Below are 15445 nucleotides of genomic sequence, written 5' to 3'. Positions count from 1 at the left end.
ACGAGGTTGAGACCATGAAAGTCGTGATGCTTGCCTACCACACGCCCGCGGGCGGCGCCGAGCTGCGGCCCGGCGACATCCATGAATTCGACGACGACGAAGGCCGTCGCCAGATCAAGATCGGCGGCGCACGGCTGCCGACCAAAGAGGATGAGTCTCGGATCGAGGCGGCCGCGCGCGACAAGGCGAAAGCCGACTGGCGCGCCGAGCTCGATGCCAGCACCGTCGACGAGCTGAAGGCCGGCGCCGAGCGCAACGGCATCGATCTTAAGGGTGCGACCAAGAAAGCCGAGATCATCGCGACGATCGTTGCGGCGATCGACGCGCGCGAGGCCGAGGCGGCTGCCGCGCAGGCTGCTCAGAAGTAACAGCGACCGGCCGCCGTCGAGGATATCGTCATGTTTCGCAATAACGACATCAGCGACGGCGGCCGCCCGGTTCTGATCACGCCGCCGGACTACAACACGACGCCGATCGTCTCGCTGGCCGAATGCAAGAGCGCCCTCGGCATCAGCACCTCCAGCCAGGACGCGCTGATCACGATGGCTCTGGATGCGGCGATTTCCTCGCTCGATCCCGCTTCCGGCGGATGGCTTGGCCGCGCGCTCGGCGTGCAGACATGGGAGCTACAGCTGCGTAGCTTCGGCGATCGCCGCGCGACGGTGCGGCCGCATTACAACCCGCTGGCGATCCCGCTGCCTTATCCGCCGCTAGTCGCGATCGCGAGCGTCAAATATTTCGACGTCAATGGCGTCGACACCACGCTGACCGAGGGCATCGGCTTTCGTGTGCTCGGCGCCGGCGAGCCGCTCGGCCGCCAGGCCATCGCGCCGGTCTATAACGGCGTGTGGCCGGTCGCGCGCTGCGATGATGCCTCGGTCCGCATCCGCTATTCCTGCGGCTATGACGGGCAGAGCAACCGCGTGACGCCGTCGCAGCTGTCGACCGCGATCTGCCTGTCGGTGCGCGCCCTGATGCCGGTCCTGGCCCGCGACGGCATGCTCGCCGAGGACCGCGTCGACGGCATCGGCACGCGCAAATATCAGAACAATCCGGAATTCGCCCGGATCACCGAGGCGGCCGTGTCGAGCCTGCTCGTCAACCTCGCCAAATTCTAACCGAAGGGACATCCATCCATGAAAGCGATCCGCTTCGCGCTCGCGCTCGCCTGCGCGCTCCCTGCCGGCCAGGCGCTCGCGGCCTCGACCTGCAACGTCAAGGAGTACAACGCCGTTGGGTATTCCTGGGACCATATCGCGCTGCAAGTCGCACAGGAGCCCGCGCTGACCGATCAGTCGCCGGTCGACTTCACGTCGGGGGAAGCCAAGTCGGCGGCGTTCAATGCCTCGACGTCGCTGATCGAGATCATCTGCAACGCGCAGGCCGCTTACCTGATCGGAGCCAATCCGACCGCGACCGCGAATAATTCGTGGGTGCCGGCCGGCGTGTCCAAGTTCATCGGCGTGAAGCCCTCCGACAAAATCTCTTTCATCACCAAGCCCTGATGGTGCGATCTGCAATGGCCTTCCGGAAGGTTCTTTCGTATCTCGTCGTCGCGCTGGCTTTGCTGGCGCCCGTCAGCGGGGTTGGCGCATTCGGGTTGGGGCATCTCGGCGCCAGGGGCGGCATGGCGTCCCTCGGCGTTCCCGGCGCGGCTGTCGGTCCGCGGGTCCGTATCGTTCCCGATACCTCTGGCAGTTTCTACGTCATGGCCCGCAGCGCGCGCGGCACTGGATTTGCCTATCATTTCATCCGGAATTCGGGAGGCAATACTGCGACGGATCAGGGCGGGTCCTGGCCGAACTGGCGCTATGCCGGCTGTGCCGAGTTTGCGAGCGTCTTGAGCGATCCAAAGGGGACCGTGCTGCGCACGTTCTCCAACGACACCGGCGCTCAAGATTATGCCTTCGTGCTGCCGACCTCGGCAGCCAAGTTTTCGGGCTCGTATCACGGGGTTGGGTCCGGCGGCTCGCTGACATCTGAGACGCTGACCATCGACGGGCAGTCCTTTGACCCCACGTCGAGCGTTGCGACCGGCGGCCAGGTTGTTCTGACGCATAGCGTCTCGATCACGGATGGCACTAGCACCATCACCGTGACGGGGTTCACCGTAACGATCAGCGCTTCCGGGATTTTCTTCAATCCCGGAACCGTGTCGTCGTCGGCTGTGATCTCGATCGCCTTTATCGGCATGGGAATTGCGACCGGGACGTTCGACGAGGGGACGTTCACGCTCACAAGCGGCGACACGGAATATAAGGTTCCGGTTTCTGTCGGGGCCTCGGGCTATGGCCGGACGTTTCTGCAGAAGGCCAATATGGTCAGCCTGCGGAGGACGTCCGATGGTGCGACAGTTAGGTTTACGACCAATGCTCCAACGGTCGCCGGGTATCGCAGGACGAGCGTGGTGCGCGATGGCGGCCTTAATCGATCGAAATTCTATTTCGACTTCGGCAATTCGGGCGGTGCGCTCGGCTCGATCTCGGGCGTGGCGTGGTCACAGACTTACGAGGCAGGTTCGGCCGGTGCGACGACCTTCGCCTCGAACCTGATCACGAACGGCGCTTTTGCCGCTAACATCAGCGGTTGGACAGTCACCCACACAGGCACCAGCACGGCCTGGAATGCGGCTGGCGTGCTTCGACAGACCCGCGGTGCGGCAGGCACGGATGCGCGCGCCATTCAGGCTGTGACGACCGTTGTTGGCGCGCCCTATTTGCTCTCGGCGGAGGACACCTATACGCCAAATGTGGTCGGCACCTATCTGAATCCTGGGTCGTTGGGGTTGACCAGTAACGTCAATGGGTCGACCTCGACGCCAGCGCCGGCCTATGCGCCCGTGCCGTTCGACCAGAACGGGTATTCGGCGCATGTGGTGCTCCCGACCCTCACGACGTCTTACGCTATGCTGCTGATGAGCGCCGATACGGCATCCGGCAATGACACCACCAGCGACACCAGCGACTGGGACAACGTGTCCTTGTTTGCGCTCGCTCCGTAAGGCCGCAGCATGACTCCCGACGAAGCCCTCGAAAGCCTCCGCAGCCAGCTCGCCGAGCATGGCGCGACCGTCGCCGTGCGGCGCTATGCGGGCAAGGGGCCGTCGCGCGCGGTTACGGCCGAGGCGGACGCGCTGGCGCGGGTGGTCGGCTACCAGCCGAAGGACATCGCGGGCGCCATCCAGCAGGGCGACCGCAAGGTCATCCTGCTTAACGATCCGGCCGCGGCGGTCTCTGTCGGTAAGGTGGCCCTGGAGACGATGCTGCCGCTGACCAATCTCGACAGGATCGTGCTGCGCGGCGCCGAGGTCGAGATCATCGGCGTCGACGACGATACCCGCCGCGTCGCGGGTGTCCTGGTTGCGCTCGAGCTACAGGTCCGCGGCTGATGGGGCAGGTGTTTGACGAGGAGGATTATCGCCGTCGGCTCGAGGCATTGGAGACGTCCGACATTACGGTCGGCCAGGAGGCCGGGCTGATCTCGGAGGGTGTTGCCACCTACGGCAGCGGCAGCGGGGCGGCAAGGGCGCTGAATGCGCGCAAGGATATCCTCCTCGCCAAGCAGGAGGCGCTGCGCCAGGCACGGAAAGAAATGATCCGGGCCATCATTCGGGCCGAGCAGGACCAGGCGTTCAACGGCGTGTTGCCGGCCGAGGTCGAGCAGATCGTTACCGGGAAGTCGGACGAGATCGTCAAGGTATGAAGATCGTTTTTCGTTACCTCGCGATGCAAGACGTCGTTGATTTCGCGCTTGCCACGCTCAAGGCGCGTTCGCCCGTCGGCTCCGGCGCCGACAGGCATCCAGGCCTCTATCGCGACAGTCATACCGTGTTTCTCAACGGCCAGCTGACGAGCGGCGGGGACGTGAGTGCATTCAAGGTGGGGGATCAGATCAATATCTCCAACCCGGTGCCGTGGGCGCGAAAGATCGAGTTGGTGCGCGTGCCCGGTCACGTCTATGAGGAGACCGCGCAGATCGTGCAGGGCCGCTTCGGCAATCGCGCTGCGGTGAAATTCACGTTCATGCCGGTCCGCTTCGGCGGCGTCGCGGCCTATGCGGCGTTCTCGCGCCGGGTCCGGCCGGGCCGCAAGCTTTCGGAAAAGGCGCGGCGCGACTGGCTGGTGCGCCAGCCCGCGCTCGAAATCAAGGCTCGCTAGACATGGCCGATTTTGCAGGCGCCGTAGCCGCGATGCGCGCGCGCTTCACGACCAATTTTACCGCGGCGCCGGCCTCGTTCCAGAACGAGGACCCGCCGCAACAGCCCTGGCCGCCGAATAGCCCGGCATCGCCTTGGGTCTATTTCGAGGTGGTCGAGACCCGCAACGGCCTGCGCGGCGTCGGCTTGCCCGGCAATCAGGCGTGGCTCTCGGTCGGCTATATCTACGTCAATGTGTTCGTGCCGCGTGGCTATGGCTTTGCCGATCATCTCGCGCTCGCCGGCCAGGCTGTCGAGGTGTTCCGGTCGCAGACGTTCTATAATTCCGAACCGGGCTGCTGCGTGCGCTGCTGGGGCGAGAACGGCGAGGGGCCGACCATCCAGGGCGGCGACAGTGCGGCCGATGACGGCAACTGGTTCGGCGTGACCGTCGCCATTCCCTTCCAATTCTTCTACCTCAAATAGGAGCTGCGCCCATGTATCAGACGCAATCGAACGGTTCGGTCGCTTACAAGAAACAGTCCGGCCTCGGTGTGGCGGCGAGCGGCGCTGGCGCCAGCCAGCTGCGGCTGGCCGGCGGCGCCGGCATCAAGCTGTCCAAGGCGGCGGTGTCCTCGAACGAGGTCCGCAGCGACGGCATGTCCACCCGTGGCCGTCACGGCACGCAGGCGATCGCGGCGACCTATAGCGCCGAGGTGTCGCTCGGCTCGATCGACCCCATCATCGAGGCGATCATGCGTTCGACTTGGGACTCGTCGTCCTTCAGCAAGACGCAAGCGGATTTCACCAGCTTGACCACGGCCGCCGATGGCATCGTCCTGGCCTCTGGCTCGCCGATCACGATGGGGTTCAAAACGGCTGACATCATCCGGGCGACCGGACTGCCGGATGCGGCCAACAACAGCAAGAACCTGCGCATTGCCTCGCTGTCGTCGACCAAGATCACAACCGCAGAGGCGCTGATCGTGAACGCCGTGGCGGACACTTCCTGCACGCTGACCCGGCCCGGCAAGCGCCTGGTCAATCCGTCGACGCTGTCCAAGGCCTATTTCACCCTCGAGGAGTACGAAAGCGATATCGACCAGTCGACGATGGTGCAGGATTTCGTCTGGGGCGGTCTCAAGTTCTCGATGGCGGCGAACGGCCTGTTGATGGCCGAGGCATCCGGTACGGGCACCGGCCAGATCAGCGCGCTTGCGTCCGGCGCGTCGCCATCGTTCACGTCGCCGACCGCGCCTTCCGATGTGCCGTTCTCGGTCGTGGATGCGACGATCCGGTTCGGCGGCGTCGACCTCGTAGAGCTGACCTCGTTCGATCTCAGCATGAACATCCAGCCGAACGCGCCCGCGACGTTCGGCTCCGGTGCGCAGAAATATTCGCCGGACGTCTTTACCGGCCCGTTGCTGGTCTCGATGAACCTGACGGCGTTGCGCAAGGACCTGACCCGGCTCTCGGACTTCATCGCCGAGACGCAGTATTCGCTGCACATCCTTGCCGTCGACAACACGGCCGAGCCGAAGGATTTCCTGTCGATCGTGGTGCCGAATTTTACACTCGGCAGCGTCGATCCGTCGGCATTCTCCAAGCAGGGCGGCCCGCGGACGCAGACGATTCAGATCCCGGCCGCCCTGGTCGGCGTGGACACGGCGACAGGCGGCAACAACTCGATGATTTCGTTCCAGACCACGGCGCCCTAACGGGCGTCGCAAGTTTCTTTTCAACGGGGAGGCAACCCATCATGACCGACATTCTCGACCTGTCCGGCCTGGCGCCGGCGGACACTTTCGACCTCAAGATACTCGCGCCAGGCACAGGCAAGCCGACCGGCTGGGTCATTACCCTGGCCGGTCCGGCACATCCGCAGACCGTCGCGGTCAACAATGAATCCGGGCGGGAATCGATCGAAAGGGAAAAGGCGATCGAGTTCGCACAGGTCAACGGCCGCAAGTGGAAGGTTGAGGAGGAGACCGCCGACGAGCGCAGGCGCAGGAACGTGACCAAGGTCTGCCGGCGCATCGTGTCGTGGTCGCCGAATCCGACGTTCAGGTTCGTGCAGTCCGATCCGATCGCGTTCTCGCTCGATGCCGCCGTCAACCTGTTCCTGCGGCCGGACATGGGCGCGTTCTTTGTCCAGGTCACCGACTACCTGACGAGCGAGCGGGCTTTTACGCAGCCCTCAGGGCAGACCTGAGGGCGCACGCGGAGAAGGCTTTCGAGCTGGCTTCGCCGGCCGAGGGCGGCACCTACCGGCAGCTGCTGGAGGGCCTGGAGCGGCGCACGCGCAATCCGCAGCGCCTGGCGCGGGTCCAGCGTGCGCTGGTCACCCCGCCGCTGCCGCCGTCGCTGGCCTATCTCTGGCGCATCTTCGGCCGGATGCGCCGGCGCAAGGGCGGCGGCTTCGGTCCGCAGCCGCTCGAATATGCCGACATCGAGGCATTCCAGCGCCTTTCCGGCATGCGCTTTGCGCCGTGGGAAGTCGATATCCTCGAGGAGATCGATGACCTCGCTTTGGTCGACTACACCGCCCGCCAGATCAATTTGGATGAGGACTGAGCCTTGAGCCAGGTCGTTACCGAGCTTGTGATCGACGCCGACACCTCCGGCGCCGACCAGTTCACGCGCGCGATGGATGGGGCTGCGAACGCCGCGCAGCGCGGCGTCGAGCAGACGTCGGGGCTCAATATCAACCTGATCGCGCTTGGCGCGGGCGCGCTCGGCGCGGCCGCGGCCGCCAAGCAGATCCTCGACCAGGTTGCCGAAGCGAACAAGGCGCTGGCCGACATGGCGGGTGTCGCCGATCGTGTCGGGCTGTCACTGAGGGACTTTCAGGGCGTCAAGCTCGAGGGCGCGATCAAGGGGCTGGCGGACGGCCAGATCAATGCGGGGCTGGAGAAATCGGCCGAGCTGCTCAATGATGCCGGCCGCAACGCGAATTCGCTCTCGAAGGTGTTCGACGAGAACGGCGTCAGCCTCCGTAATTCGAACGGCCAACTGATCTCGCAGAACCAGCTGTTGCAGGTCGCGGCCGATCTGGTGTCCCGCGCGCGCAATCCGCAGGATGCCATCGCGCTCGCGCAAATGCTGGGCTTCACCAAGGAATGGGTGCCGCTGTTGCAAGAGGGGTCGGCGGCGATGCGGGACCTCGGCGACCGCGCGCAGGACGCGGGCGCGCTGATCGATGACGAGACCATCCATCGCGCGCAGGAATTCGATGCCAAGTGGCGGCAAAACTCGGCCGAATTTTCCGCCTATATGAAGTCGGCCCTGTACGGCCTGATGCCGCTGGTCGACGACCTGATCGAGGGCGCCAGCAAATTCGTCAAGTCGATCGACCGCGCCAAGATCATCCAGGCCAGCGACGAGAGCTTCAAGAAGTTCAATGAGGCGACCGGAATTCCGGAAAGCGGCGTCATCTCGATCGATGCGGAGAAACTGGTCGAGGCGGGTCGCGAGTTTCAGCGGCAGCCGGTGTTTTCGACCGAGACATGGGTCAATTTTGGCAAGTCGGTCTATGACGGTTTCAAGTTCCGAAGCGCGGAAGAGGCCGCAAGGGATATCCCCGGCTTTGCCGCCAGCCTGATCACCGAGCCGAGCTATCCGACCGCGGCGCAGATGGATGCGGCGTTCGACAAATGGAGTCCTCCTGACCCTGGCTCGCGCGCGCGACCCTTGCCCGGCCTGACGGCTGCGGACTACGGACAGGACAGCCCGTCGAGGGTGCCTTCGCGCGAGCAGTCGGCCGATGCTGTCGATCGTGCCATTGCTTCGTTGACGCGCCATACGGCCGTGCAGGAGGCCGATGCGAAGGCCGTGGGGCTCGGCGCTGCCGCCCTGGCCGGATACCGCGCCGAAGCGGCCGAGTCCGCTGCTGTGCTCGCCAATGGCGGCAAGGAAACCGCCGCGCAGGCGAAGGCCTTCGCGGACCTGCGCGAGCGCGCTATGGCTGCCGCGGATGCGCTGGCGCGCGCCAAGGTCGAGGGCCGCATCGATTTCGGCGCCAAGACCATGTTCCTGTCGCAGGAAGATGTCGCGATTGCGAACCAGCTCAAGGACATCTACGGCAACGATGTTCCGAAGGCGCTGAACTCGACTTTCGCCGCGGCGATGCGCACGCAGGACGCGATGCGGCAGCTGTCGAGCAGTATTGAGAACAGTCTCGTGTCCGGTTTGACCGACATTGCGTCCGGTGCCAAGACGGCTGGTCAGGGCTTCCAGGACATGGCGAATTCGATCGTGCGCGCGATCGAGCAGATGATCATCAAGCTGCTGATCGTCGAGCCGTTGATGCGCAGCGTGCAGGGCTTCGCCGGCGGCATCTTCGGCGGCGGGGGAGGGCTGCCCGGCACGGAGGGGAGCCCCTATTTCGGGCCGGTCGCGCCGAGCGCCAACGGCAACGTGTTTTCGTCCGGCGCGATCGTGCCGTTCGCGATGGGCGGCATTCCCGATGTGGTGTCTTCGCCGACCATTGCGCCGATGGCGATGTTCGGTGAGGCTGGCGACGAGGCCATCATGCCGCTGCGTCGCGGCGCGGACGGACGGCTCGGCGTGTCCGGAGGCGGCTCTGCGCCGATGCAGGTCAATGTCACGCTGGTGGAAAACCCGAACGCGCAGGGCGGGGTTACGCAGCGCCAGAACGACAATGGCGGCCTCGACATCGAGATCGCGGTCGCGCAGATCGCGGCCAAGAGTGCGGCGACACCGGGCGGCGCGGTCAATCGCGTGATGACCGACCAGCTCGGCGCCCGCCAGACCGTGGCGAGGCGCTGATGCCGGAGGTTTGGCCCAACACGCTGCCGCAGCAGCTTCAGCTGTCCGGCGCCAGTCTCGGCTACGGCAATGCCCTGGTCGAGTATGCGCCGGATCTCGGCCCGTCGCTGTCGCGGCGTGGCAGCAGCGCGGTGATGAAGCCTTTGGCCGGCAGCATGATCCTGTCCGACGCGCAGGTCACGATCTGGGAGGCGTTCTTCAACTCGACGATCATGAGCGGCTCGCTGCCCTTCACGTTTCCCGATCCGCGGACGGGGGCCGACCTCCTGGTGAAGTTCACCAAGGGAGGGCCGCCATCATTGGCCCCGCTCGGCGGCGACAACTACCGCCTCAACCTTGCGCTGGTGATCCTGCCATGAGAATCCTCTCGCTCAATTTCCGCAAGGCGCTGTTCGCGCAGGAGTCATCGGAGGTCCCGGTCTTTCTGCTGACCATCAGCCACCCGGATCTCGACGATCCCATTCTGCTGACGACCGACCCGACGCAGCGCGTCTCGGTCGATCCGCTGGTCTATGGCACGGTCAGCCGCGGCCAGACGTTCCTCTATGCCGGCGTCGACGTCACCTTGCCGGACGAGCAGGACCGGGCGCCGCCGTCCTCCAAGCTGATTGTGTCCAACGTCACGCGCGAGCTGATCCCGCTGGCGCGCTCGATCTCGACGCCGGCCGCGGTCACGATCGAGGCTGTGCTCGCTTCCGACCCTGACACGGTCGAGATGACCTTTCCGGCGCTCGACATGACCAACCTCGTCTATGACGCCATGACGCTGTCGTTCGATCTGACGGCCGATGCGCTCGCGACTGAGCCGTTCCCGTCCGGCACGTTCTCGCCGGCCTCATTCCCTGGTCTGTTCTATTGAGCGAATTCGACGCTTTCGTCGGCATTCCCTATGCCGATCGCGGCCGCGCGCGCGATGGCTGCGATTGCTACGGGCTGCTGCGCCTGGTGATGGCCGAGCTGCGCGGCGTCGACCTGCCGGCGTTCTCGGGCGCCTATGTCACCACGGCCGATCGTGCCGCTCTGGCCGGGCTGATCGCGGGCGAGATCGCGCCATGGCAGCCGGTGGCGCTCGGCGAGGAGCGTGCCTTCGACGGCGTGCTGCTGCGCCATGGCCGGGCGCTGTCGCATATCGGCTTGGTCGTCATGCCCGGCCGCATGCTGCATGTCAGCGAGGGCGGGGCGAGCTGCATCGAGTCCTACCGCGCGCCACCCTGGTCGCATCGCCTGGCCGGCATCTTTCGTTACCGGAGCCTGCTGCCGTGCAGCTAGCCCTTCGTGCCCTGGACGGCGAGATCCTGAGGCCCGGCGCAACCGTGCGCGTCATCGGCCGGGCGCATCCGCTCGCGGGCGAAAGACTCGAGCAGGATCTGCCGGCCGGGCTGTCGGTCGCCGAGATCCTCGCGAACGTCGCGGGCGACCGCTATGCCGGCGGCTTCATCGTGCATCTGGACGGCCATCCGATCGCGCCGGAGAATTTCCGCAAGGTCCGCGTCAAGGCCGGCGTCACGCTGACATTCATGCCGCGATTGCAGAACGGCGGGGCGATCTGGAAAACCGTCCTCACGGCCGTGGTTGCGATCACGGCGTTGATCGTGGCGCCCTACCTGGCGCCGGGCCTGGTGACGGCGTTCACGGCGATCGGCATCTCGGTCTCGGTCGCAACCGCAACGGCGATCGCCGCGGCCGGCGTCATGCTGGCCGGTGGGCTGGCGCTCAATGCGCTGTTTCCGACCAGGTCGCCGCAGCTCAGTTCAGACAGTGCCTCGTCGACCGGGCTCAACTCGATCCAGGGCGCGCAGAATACGGGCGACCCGTTCGGCCCGGTGCCGGTCGTGCTCGGCCGCCATCGCCAGTCGCCGCGCCTGGGCGCCAAGCAGTACACGGAAATCGTCGGCGACGATCAATATCTGCGGGTGCTGTTCTGCCTCGGCTATGGGCCGCTCCTGATCGAGGACATGCGCCTCGGCGAGACGCCGCTGTCGACCTATGCCGACGTCGAGACCGAGATCCGCCAGGGCTTTCCCGGCGACCCGCCGATCACGCTCTATCCGGGCGAGGTCGACGAGGTTCCGCTGACGATCACGCTGGACAACACGCATACGTCATGGGGCAATTCCGGGGGCGCCGGCGACTGGTATTCGCAGACCTCGGCGGACGATGCGGACGAGATCGCGCTCGACTTCACCGCGCCGCAGGGGATGTATCAGGTCAATAAATCGACCGGCGATCTGGAAAACACGACCGTTTCGATCCAGGTGCAGTATCGAAAGGTCGGCGACGTTGCCTTCATCTCCGGCGGCGACCTGCTGTTCTCGCGCGCGACCAAACCGTCGCGCAAGGGCTGGCGCATGGCCGTCGCGCGCGGGCAGTACGAGGTGCAGTCGCGCAGGGTCGGCGGCACCAACTCGACGCCTGAAAACGTCGTCGATACCGTGCAATGGACGGCGCTGCGCTCGATCAAGCACGCGCCGCCGATCGCGTTCGCGAAGCCGCTGGCGCTGGTCGCGCTGCGAATACGCGCGACCGACCAGCTGTCCGGCGCCATTTCCAGCTTCAATTGCGTCACGACCTCGCTGGTCAGTGCCTATACGGGCTCCGGCTCGATCTGGGCGGCGGACACGGCGTCCGCCTGGCCGCCGGATCTGTTCCGGCATGTGCTGCAAGGCCCGGCCAACGCGCGGCCGCGCGCTGATGCTCAGATCGATATCGCGGGCTTGCAGGACTGGTACACCTACTGCGTCGCCAAGGGCTTCAAGTTCAACCAGGTGCTCACGGCGGTCGGCTCCGTCTATGACAAGCTCGCCGACATCGCATCCGCCGGCCGTGCCGTCGTCACTTTCGTGAACGGCAAATGGGGCGTGGCGTGGGACCGCCCGTCCGACCCGATCGTGCAGCATTTCACGCCGCGCAACTCCTGGGGCTTCCAGGGTCAGCGGCCCTATGCGCAGCAGCCGCACGGCTGGCGCGTGACCTTCATCAACGAGGACAACGGGTTCACGCAGGACGAGCGCATCGTCTATGACGATGGCTACGACTCGAGCAATGCCACGCTGTTCGAAGGCCTTGAATTTCCCGGTGTCACCGACCCTGACCTGATCTGGAAGCACGGCCGGTTTCACATCGCGCAGTCGCGGCTGCGGCCCGAAAAGCTCTCGCTCTCCGTAGGCTGGGAACATCTGGTCGCAACCCGCGGCGATCGCGTCCGCGTTACGCACGACGCCATGCTGATCGGTCTGGCCTCGGCGCGCGTCAAGGCGATCTCCGGCCAGATGGTGACGCTCGACGAGGTCGTGACGGTCGAGGCCGGCAAGACCTACGGCATCACCTTCCGCGTGGTCGACGCGACGCGCTCGATCGAGCGCGCGGTCGATCCCTCGACCGTTGCCGGCGACTATACGCAGCTGGAGCTGGTCGGCGATCTTTCGCTGGTCGCGGTCGGCGATCTTTGCGCCTTCGGTGAGACCGGGCAGGAAACCTCGGACTATCGCATCCAAGGTATCAGCCATCAAAAGAACCTGGTCGCGACCCTGACGCTGGTCGATGACGCGCCTGGCGTGTCGCTCGCCGACAGCGGCGCCATTCCGGCCTATAATCCGAACGTCACCATTCCGGCCGATCCCTACACGCTGCCGCCGCGGGACCTTCGCTATGTCGAGGTGATCGACGGGCAGGGGGCGACCGCGCGGGCGGTCGTGCGGCTGACCTGGCAGGTGCCGCGGTTCGGCATCATTGCCTCGTTCGAGGTGCAGCAGCGCGACGACAACGCCGCCGGCGCCTTCGTCACAGTCGACAGCGTCGCGCCGCCGCACACGGATACGCAGCTGCCGCTGCCCGCGGCGGGCGTCTGGTCCTATCGCGTGCGCTGCCTGTTTACCAACGGCACGGCCTCGACCTGGTCGCTGCTCGAGCACGTGACACTGGCGGGGCTGTCGCGGGCGCCAAGCCCGATCGCCAATCTGCGTCAGACCTTCATCAACGGCCGAAGCTTCCTGTCGTGGGACAATCCGGTCGACCCGCGCAATGTGCCGATCGAGGTCCGCAAGGGTCAGAGCTTTGCCTCGGCGCAGATCGTCGAGGATGCCGCCGTCGCACCATGGCAGACGGTCGGCGATGATACCTATTGGGTGTCGGCCTATGCCGTCTCGCCGTTCGGGACCAGGGTCTACGCTTCGCCCGACCAGTCGATCGCCATCACGGGCTCTGTCGCGATCGAGAACCTTGTGGTCGGCCACGACGAGCGCGCCGAGGGCTGGCTCGGCACGTTTACGGGTGCGATCGGCAAGGACCAGGACAACAACTTCCTGCGCACCGCGGGCGATGACGATTTTCTGGGCCGCGCCGATTTCCTCGGCACCGGGAATTTTCTGGATGGTGACGGCGTGCCGCAGGGCGGCGGCATCTACTGGTCTCCGACGATCGTCGACACCGGCGGCCTCAATTATTGCCGGGTGTCGAACGACTGGACTGCGACCGGCGTGCCGGCCGACGACGATTTCCTCGGCAATGCGGATTTCCTCGGCAACCTTGATTTCCTCAAGGCGTCGTTGTCGCAGTTTGTCCGGGTGCGTCCGGTCATCCGCATCGCGCTGGCCGGCGGCGTGCCGAGCTGGGGCACGACGCAGGTCTGGTCGCCGGATGTGTATTACGGCTGGCAGTTTCAGCTCGGCATTCAATTCGAGATCCTCGATCCCGCGGCCAACGCGATCGCCTATCTCTTGTCCTGGACCTGGTCGATCGACGTGCCGGACCGCTTCGACAGCTATCTGCATCTGACGGTGCCGGTCGGCGGCTTGCCGCTGACCTTCCGCCCGTCGGGCGCGGTGACGGACATTCCGTTCCACGGCGGCCCGAACGATGAGGCGTTGCCCCATCTGACGCCGTCGATCCGCAATCCCAATGCCGGCGACCAGGTCGTCTGGCAAAGCCTGACGCTCGCGGGCGTCACGCTCAAGGTCGTGAATGCCGGCGTCGATGTCGGCGGCTCCGAAGTGAACCTGCTGGTTCGCGGCTACTAACCACCACAACCCCATGAGGTCCATCATGCGCTACCGTCTTGGTAGTGCGTCGGCGTGTCTTGCCGGCGTGCTGATCGCTGCTCTCCTGTTGCTGCCGGCGCCGCAAGGTCGCGCCGCGCAGAGCTCGCTGTCGCTGCCGACCACGGGCGTGTTCAACGGCCTGACCGAGCAGAACAACATCAACGCCGCGCTCAACGCGCTCAACACCTGCAACTCCGGCAACGTGGCGCCGACCAACGCGCTTGGCGGCGCTCCGGTCGAAGGGCAGTGCTGGCTCGACACCACCTCGTCGACACTCAAGATCCTCAAGCGCTACACGGGTTCGGGTTGGGCCGTCGAGGGTGTGCTCGACGTCGCCAACGGCCTGTGGTCGCCGCCGGTCGGCGGCGGCACCGCAAGTGTCGCCTCGGCGTCGACGACCAACCTCTGCACATCGCCGCAGTCCGTGCAGACCGTGACCGGCACCACCACCATCACCTCGTTCGGCTCGTCCTGCGTCGCAGGTCAGCGCAAGACGCTGGTCTTCTCCGGCGCGCTGACGCTGACCTACAATGCGACCAGCATGATCCTGCCGGGCGCCGGCAGCATCATTGTTGCCGCAGGCGACGTCGCCGAGGCGATCTATCTCGGCTCCGGCAATTGGCGCGTGGTGTCCTACGTGCCGCTGGTCGGCACTGTGGTGAATTCGGTTGCCGGCCGTACCGGTGTGCTGACGCTCAGTCATGGCCTGACCAATTCCTCGAACGATTTGCAGATCGACGTCGCCAGCATCGCCAACCACATCGGCGGACTGACGCTGTCGACGGCGGTGGCCTCGTCGACGGTGACGATCGCGGTGGGGGCTGCGACCGACAGCGGCAATGTCGACCTGATGAAGCTGACGTCGGCGCTTAACAAGCATACCGGGTCATGGGCGGTCGGGCATAACAGTGGCGGTCTCGACACTGGCACGATCGCAGTCTCGAGCTGGTATCACGTCTATCTGATCAAGCGCCCGGATACCGGCGTCGTCGACGCCTGCATCACGGCGACGTTCGGGACCGGATGCGCCGCCGGTGTCGGCAACATCCCGGCCGCCTACACGGAAAAGCGCTGGCTCGGCGGCATCAAGACCGACGCCTCCAACAACTGGACGCGGTTTTACCAGATCGGCGATGAATTCATCTGGGACGTTCCGGCCCCGGACGTCAACCTCACGGCGACGACGCCGAACGCAAACTATGCGCTCAGCGTGCCGCCCGGTGTCAGCGTCATGGCGCATGTGGAGATGAATTTCCGGTCGTCGTCGACGGGGGCATTCGTCGTGGTGCACTCGCCGCTCGGCAATAGCCAGACGCCGGGCACGCCGTCCGGCAACGTCACGGCCAGCGTGATCGTCGCCAACATCGACAGCTATTCGGTCGTCAACGTGCTGACGGACACCTCGCGGCAGATCCATGCGACCGGCAACGGCGTCGGCTCCAACAATTTCGTGCTGACCACGACCGGCTGGCGCGTGTTCCGCTGA

At 65.5% G+C, this 15445-nt stretch carries 17 protein-coding genes; all 17 read left to right on the top strand.

Annotated features, from left to right (window positions below; translation table 11 throughout):
• Positions 1 to 14 precede the first annotated feature (14 nt).
• The 17 genes from PMI42_RS02965 to PMI42_RS37375 are packed head-to-tail and all read left to right on the top strand — an operon-like array spanning position 15 to position 15445.
• Positions 15 to 368 carry a hypothetical protein gene (locus PMI42_RS02965; protein ID WP_008130464.1) on the top strand — a complete coding sequence of 118 codons (354 nt, stop codon included), beginning with the start codon at positions 15 to 17 and terminating at the stop codon, positions 366 to 368.
• A 30-nt stretch (positions 369 to 398) separates the two neighbouring features.
• On the top strand, positions 399 to 1118 hold the full coding sequence (locus PMI42_RS02960; RefSeq protein WP_008130462.1) for a head-tail connector protein: 720 nt from the start codon (positions 399 to 401) through the stop codon (positions 1116 to 1118).
• A gap of 18 nt (positions 1119 to 1136) precedes the next feature.
• A complete protein-coding gene (locus tag PMI42_RS02955) occupies positions 1137 to 1505 on the top strand; it encodes a hypothetical protein (protein ID WP_008130460.1) in 369 nt (122 codons plus the stop codon).
• A 14-nt stretch (positions 1506 to 1519) separates the two neighbouring features.
• Positions 1520 to 3001, top strand: a complete 1482-nt coding sequence (locus PMI42_RS02950; RefSeq protein ID WP_008130458.1) for a hypothetical protein — start codon at positions 1520 to 1522, stop codon at positions 2999 to 3001.
• Between the two features lie 9 nt (positions 3002 to 3010).
• Positions 3011 to 3388 (top strand): hypothetical protein, encoded by a 378-nt coding sequence (locus PMI42_RS02945; protein ID WP_008130457.1) that lies wholly within the window; start codon positions 3011 to 3013, stop codon positions 3386 to 3388.
• A complete protein-coding gene (locus tag PMI42_RS02940; RefSeq protein ID WP_008130454.1) occupies positions 3388 to 3702 on the top strand; it encodes a hypothetical protein in 315 nt (104 codons plus the stop codon). The genes PMI42_RS02945 and PMI42_RS02940 overlap by 1 nt, the downstream gene beginning before the upstream one ends.
• Positions 3699 to 4157: a hypothetical protein gene (locus PMI42_RS02935; protein WP_008130452.1), complete on the top strand. Its 459-nt coding sequence runs from the start codon at positions 3699 to 3701 to the stop codon at positions 4155 to 4157. Before PMI42_RS02940 ends, PMI42_RS02935 begins: the two co-directional genes overlap by 4 nt.
• Positions 4158 to 4159: 2 nt before the next feature.
• Positions 4160 to 4621, top strand: a complete 462-nt coding sequence (locus PMI42_RS02930; RefSeq protein WP_008130450.1) for a phage tail terminator-like protein — start codon at positions 4160 to 4162, stop codon at positions 4619 to 4621.
• Between the two features lie 11 nt (positions 4622 to 4632).
• Positions 4633 to 5853 carry a phage tail tube protein gene (locus tag PMI42_RS02925; RefSeq protein ID WP_008130449.1) on the top strand — a complete coding sequence of 407 codons (1221 nt, stop codon included), beginning with the start codon at positions 4633 to 4635 and terminating at the stop codon, positions 5851 to 5853.
• A 41-nt stretch (positions 5854 to 5894) separates the two neighbouring features.
• Positions 5895 to 6347, top strand: a complete 453-nt coding sequence (locus PMI42_RS37770; RefSeq protein ID WP_008130447.1) for a hypothetical protein — start codon at positions 5895 to 5897, stop codon at positions 6345 to 6347.
• The gene (locus PMI42_RS40735; RefSeq protein WP_502692632.1) at positions 6344 to 6709 is read left to right on the top strand and encodes a phage tail assembly chaperone; all 366 of its coding nucleotides are present in this window, start codon (positions 6344 to 6346) and stop codon (positions 6707 to 6709) included. The genes PMI42_RS37770 and PMI42_RS40735 overlap by 4 nt, the downstream gene beginning before the upstream one ends.
• Before the next feature lie 3 nt (positions 6710 to 6712).
• Positions 6713 to 8923: a phage tail tape measure family protein gene (locus PMI42_RS37380; RefSeq protein ID WP_008130443.1), complete on the top strand. Its 2211-nt coding sequence runs from the start codon at positions 6713 to 6715 to the stop codon at positions 8921 to 8923.
• Complete coding sequence (locus tag PMI42_RS02905) at positions 8923 to 9282, top strand: hypothetical protein (RefSeq protein WP_008130441.1); 360 nt, start codon at positions 8923 to 8925, stop codon at positions 9280 to 9282. Before PMI42_RS37380 ends, PMI42_RS02905 begins: the two co-directional genes overlap by 1 nt.
• Complete coding sequence (locus PMI42_RS02900) at positions 9279 to 9782, top strand: DUF1833 family protein (protein ID WP_008130440.1); 504 nt, start codon at positions 9279 to 9281, stop codon at positions 9780 to 9782. The genes PMI42_RS02905 and PMI42_RS02900 overlap by 4 nt, the downstream gene beginning before the upstream one ends.
• Positions 9779 to 10192 carry an NlpC/P60 family protein gene (locus tag PMI42_RS02895; RefSeq protein ID WP_008130439.1) on the top strand — a complete coding sequence of 138 codons (414 nt, stop codon included), beginning with the start codon at positions 9779 to 9781 and terminating at the stop codon, positions 10190 to 10192. The genes PMI42_RS02900 and PMI42_RS02895 overlap by 4 nt, the downstream gene beginning before the upstream one ends.
• The gene (locus PMI42_RS02890; protein ID WP_008130438.1) at positions 10183 to 13938 is read left to right on the top strand and encodes a host specificity factor TipJ family phage tail protein; all 3756 of its coding nucleotides are present in this window, start codon (positions 10183 to 10185) and stop codon (positions 13936 to 13938) included. Before PMI42_RS02895 ends, PMI42_RS02890 begins: the two co-directional genes overlap by 10 nt.
• A 25-nt stretch (positions 13939 to 13963) precedes the next feature.
• On the top strand, positions 13964 to 15445 hold the full coding sequence (locus PMI42_RS37375; protein WP_008130437.1) for a hypothetical protein: 1482 nt from the start codon (positions 13964 to 13966) through the stop codon (positions 15443 to 15445).

The sequence above is a fragment of the Bradyrhizobium sp. YR681 genome, from assembly GCF_000282615.1.
Classification (GTDB): Bacteria; Pseudomonadota; Alphaproteobacteria; order Rhizobiales; family Xanthobacteraceae; genus Bradyrhizobium.
This window is presented reverse-complemented; position numbering and strand designations above follow the sequence as displayed.

Excerpts from the sequence above, each read along its gene's own strand:
- PMI42_RS02965 (WP_008130464.1), top strand. The coding sequence starts at position 15 with ATGAAAGTCGTGATGCTTGCCTACCACACGCCCGCGGGCGGCGCCGAG.
- PMI42_RS02960 (WP_008130462.1), top strand. The coding sequence starts at position 399 with ATGTTTCGCAATAACGACATCAGCGACGGCGGCCGCCCGGTTCTGATC.
- PMI42_RS02955 (WP_008130460.1), top strand. The coding sequence starts at position 1,137 with ATGAAAGCGATCCGCTTCGCGCTCGCGCTCGCCTGCGCGCTCCCTGCC.
- PMI42_RS02950 (WP_008130458.1), top strand. The coding sequence starts at position 1,520 with ATGGCCTTCCGGAAGGTTCTTTCGTATCTCGTCGTCGCGCTGGCTTTG.
- PMI42_RS02945 (WP_008130457.1), top strand. The coding sequence starts at position 3,011 with ATGACTCCCGACGAAGCCCTCGAAAGCCTCCGCAGCCAGCTCGCCGAG.
- PMI42_RS02940 (WP_008130454.1), top strand. The coding sequence starts at position 3,388 with ATGGGGCAGGTGTTTGACGAGGAGGATTATCGCCGTCGGCTCGAGGCA.
- PMI42_RS02935 (WP_008130452.1), top strand. The coding sequence starts at position 3,699 with ATGAAGATCGTTTTTCGTTACCTCGCGATGCAAGACGTCGTTGATTTC.
- PMI42_RS02930 (WP_008130450.1), top strand. The coding sequence starts at position 4,160 with ATGGCCGATTTTGCAGGCGCCGTAGCCGCGATGCGCGCGCGCTTCACG.
- PMI42_RS02925 (WP_008130449.1), top strand. The coding sequence starts at position 4,633 with ATGTATCAGACGCAATCGAACGGTTCGGTCGCTTACAAGAAACAGTCC.
- PMI42_RS37770 (WP_008130447.1), top strand. The coding sequence starts at position 5,895 with ATGACCGACATTCTCGACCTGTCCGGCCTGGCGCCGGCGGACACTTTC.
- PMI42_RS02905 (WP_008130441.1), top strand. The coding sequence starts at position 8,923 with ATGCCGGAGGTTTGGCCCAACACGCTGCCGCAGCAGCTTCAGCTGTCC.
- PMI42_RS02900 (WP_008130440.1), top strand. The coding sequence starts at position 9,279 with ATGAGAATCCTCTCGCTCAATTTCCGCAAGGCGCTGTTCGCGCAGGAG.
- PMI42_RS37375 (WP_008130437.1), top strand. The coding sequence starts at position 13,964 with ATGCGCTACCGTCTTGGTAGTGCGTCGGCGTGTCTTGCCGGCGTGCTG.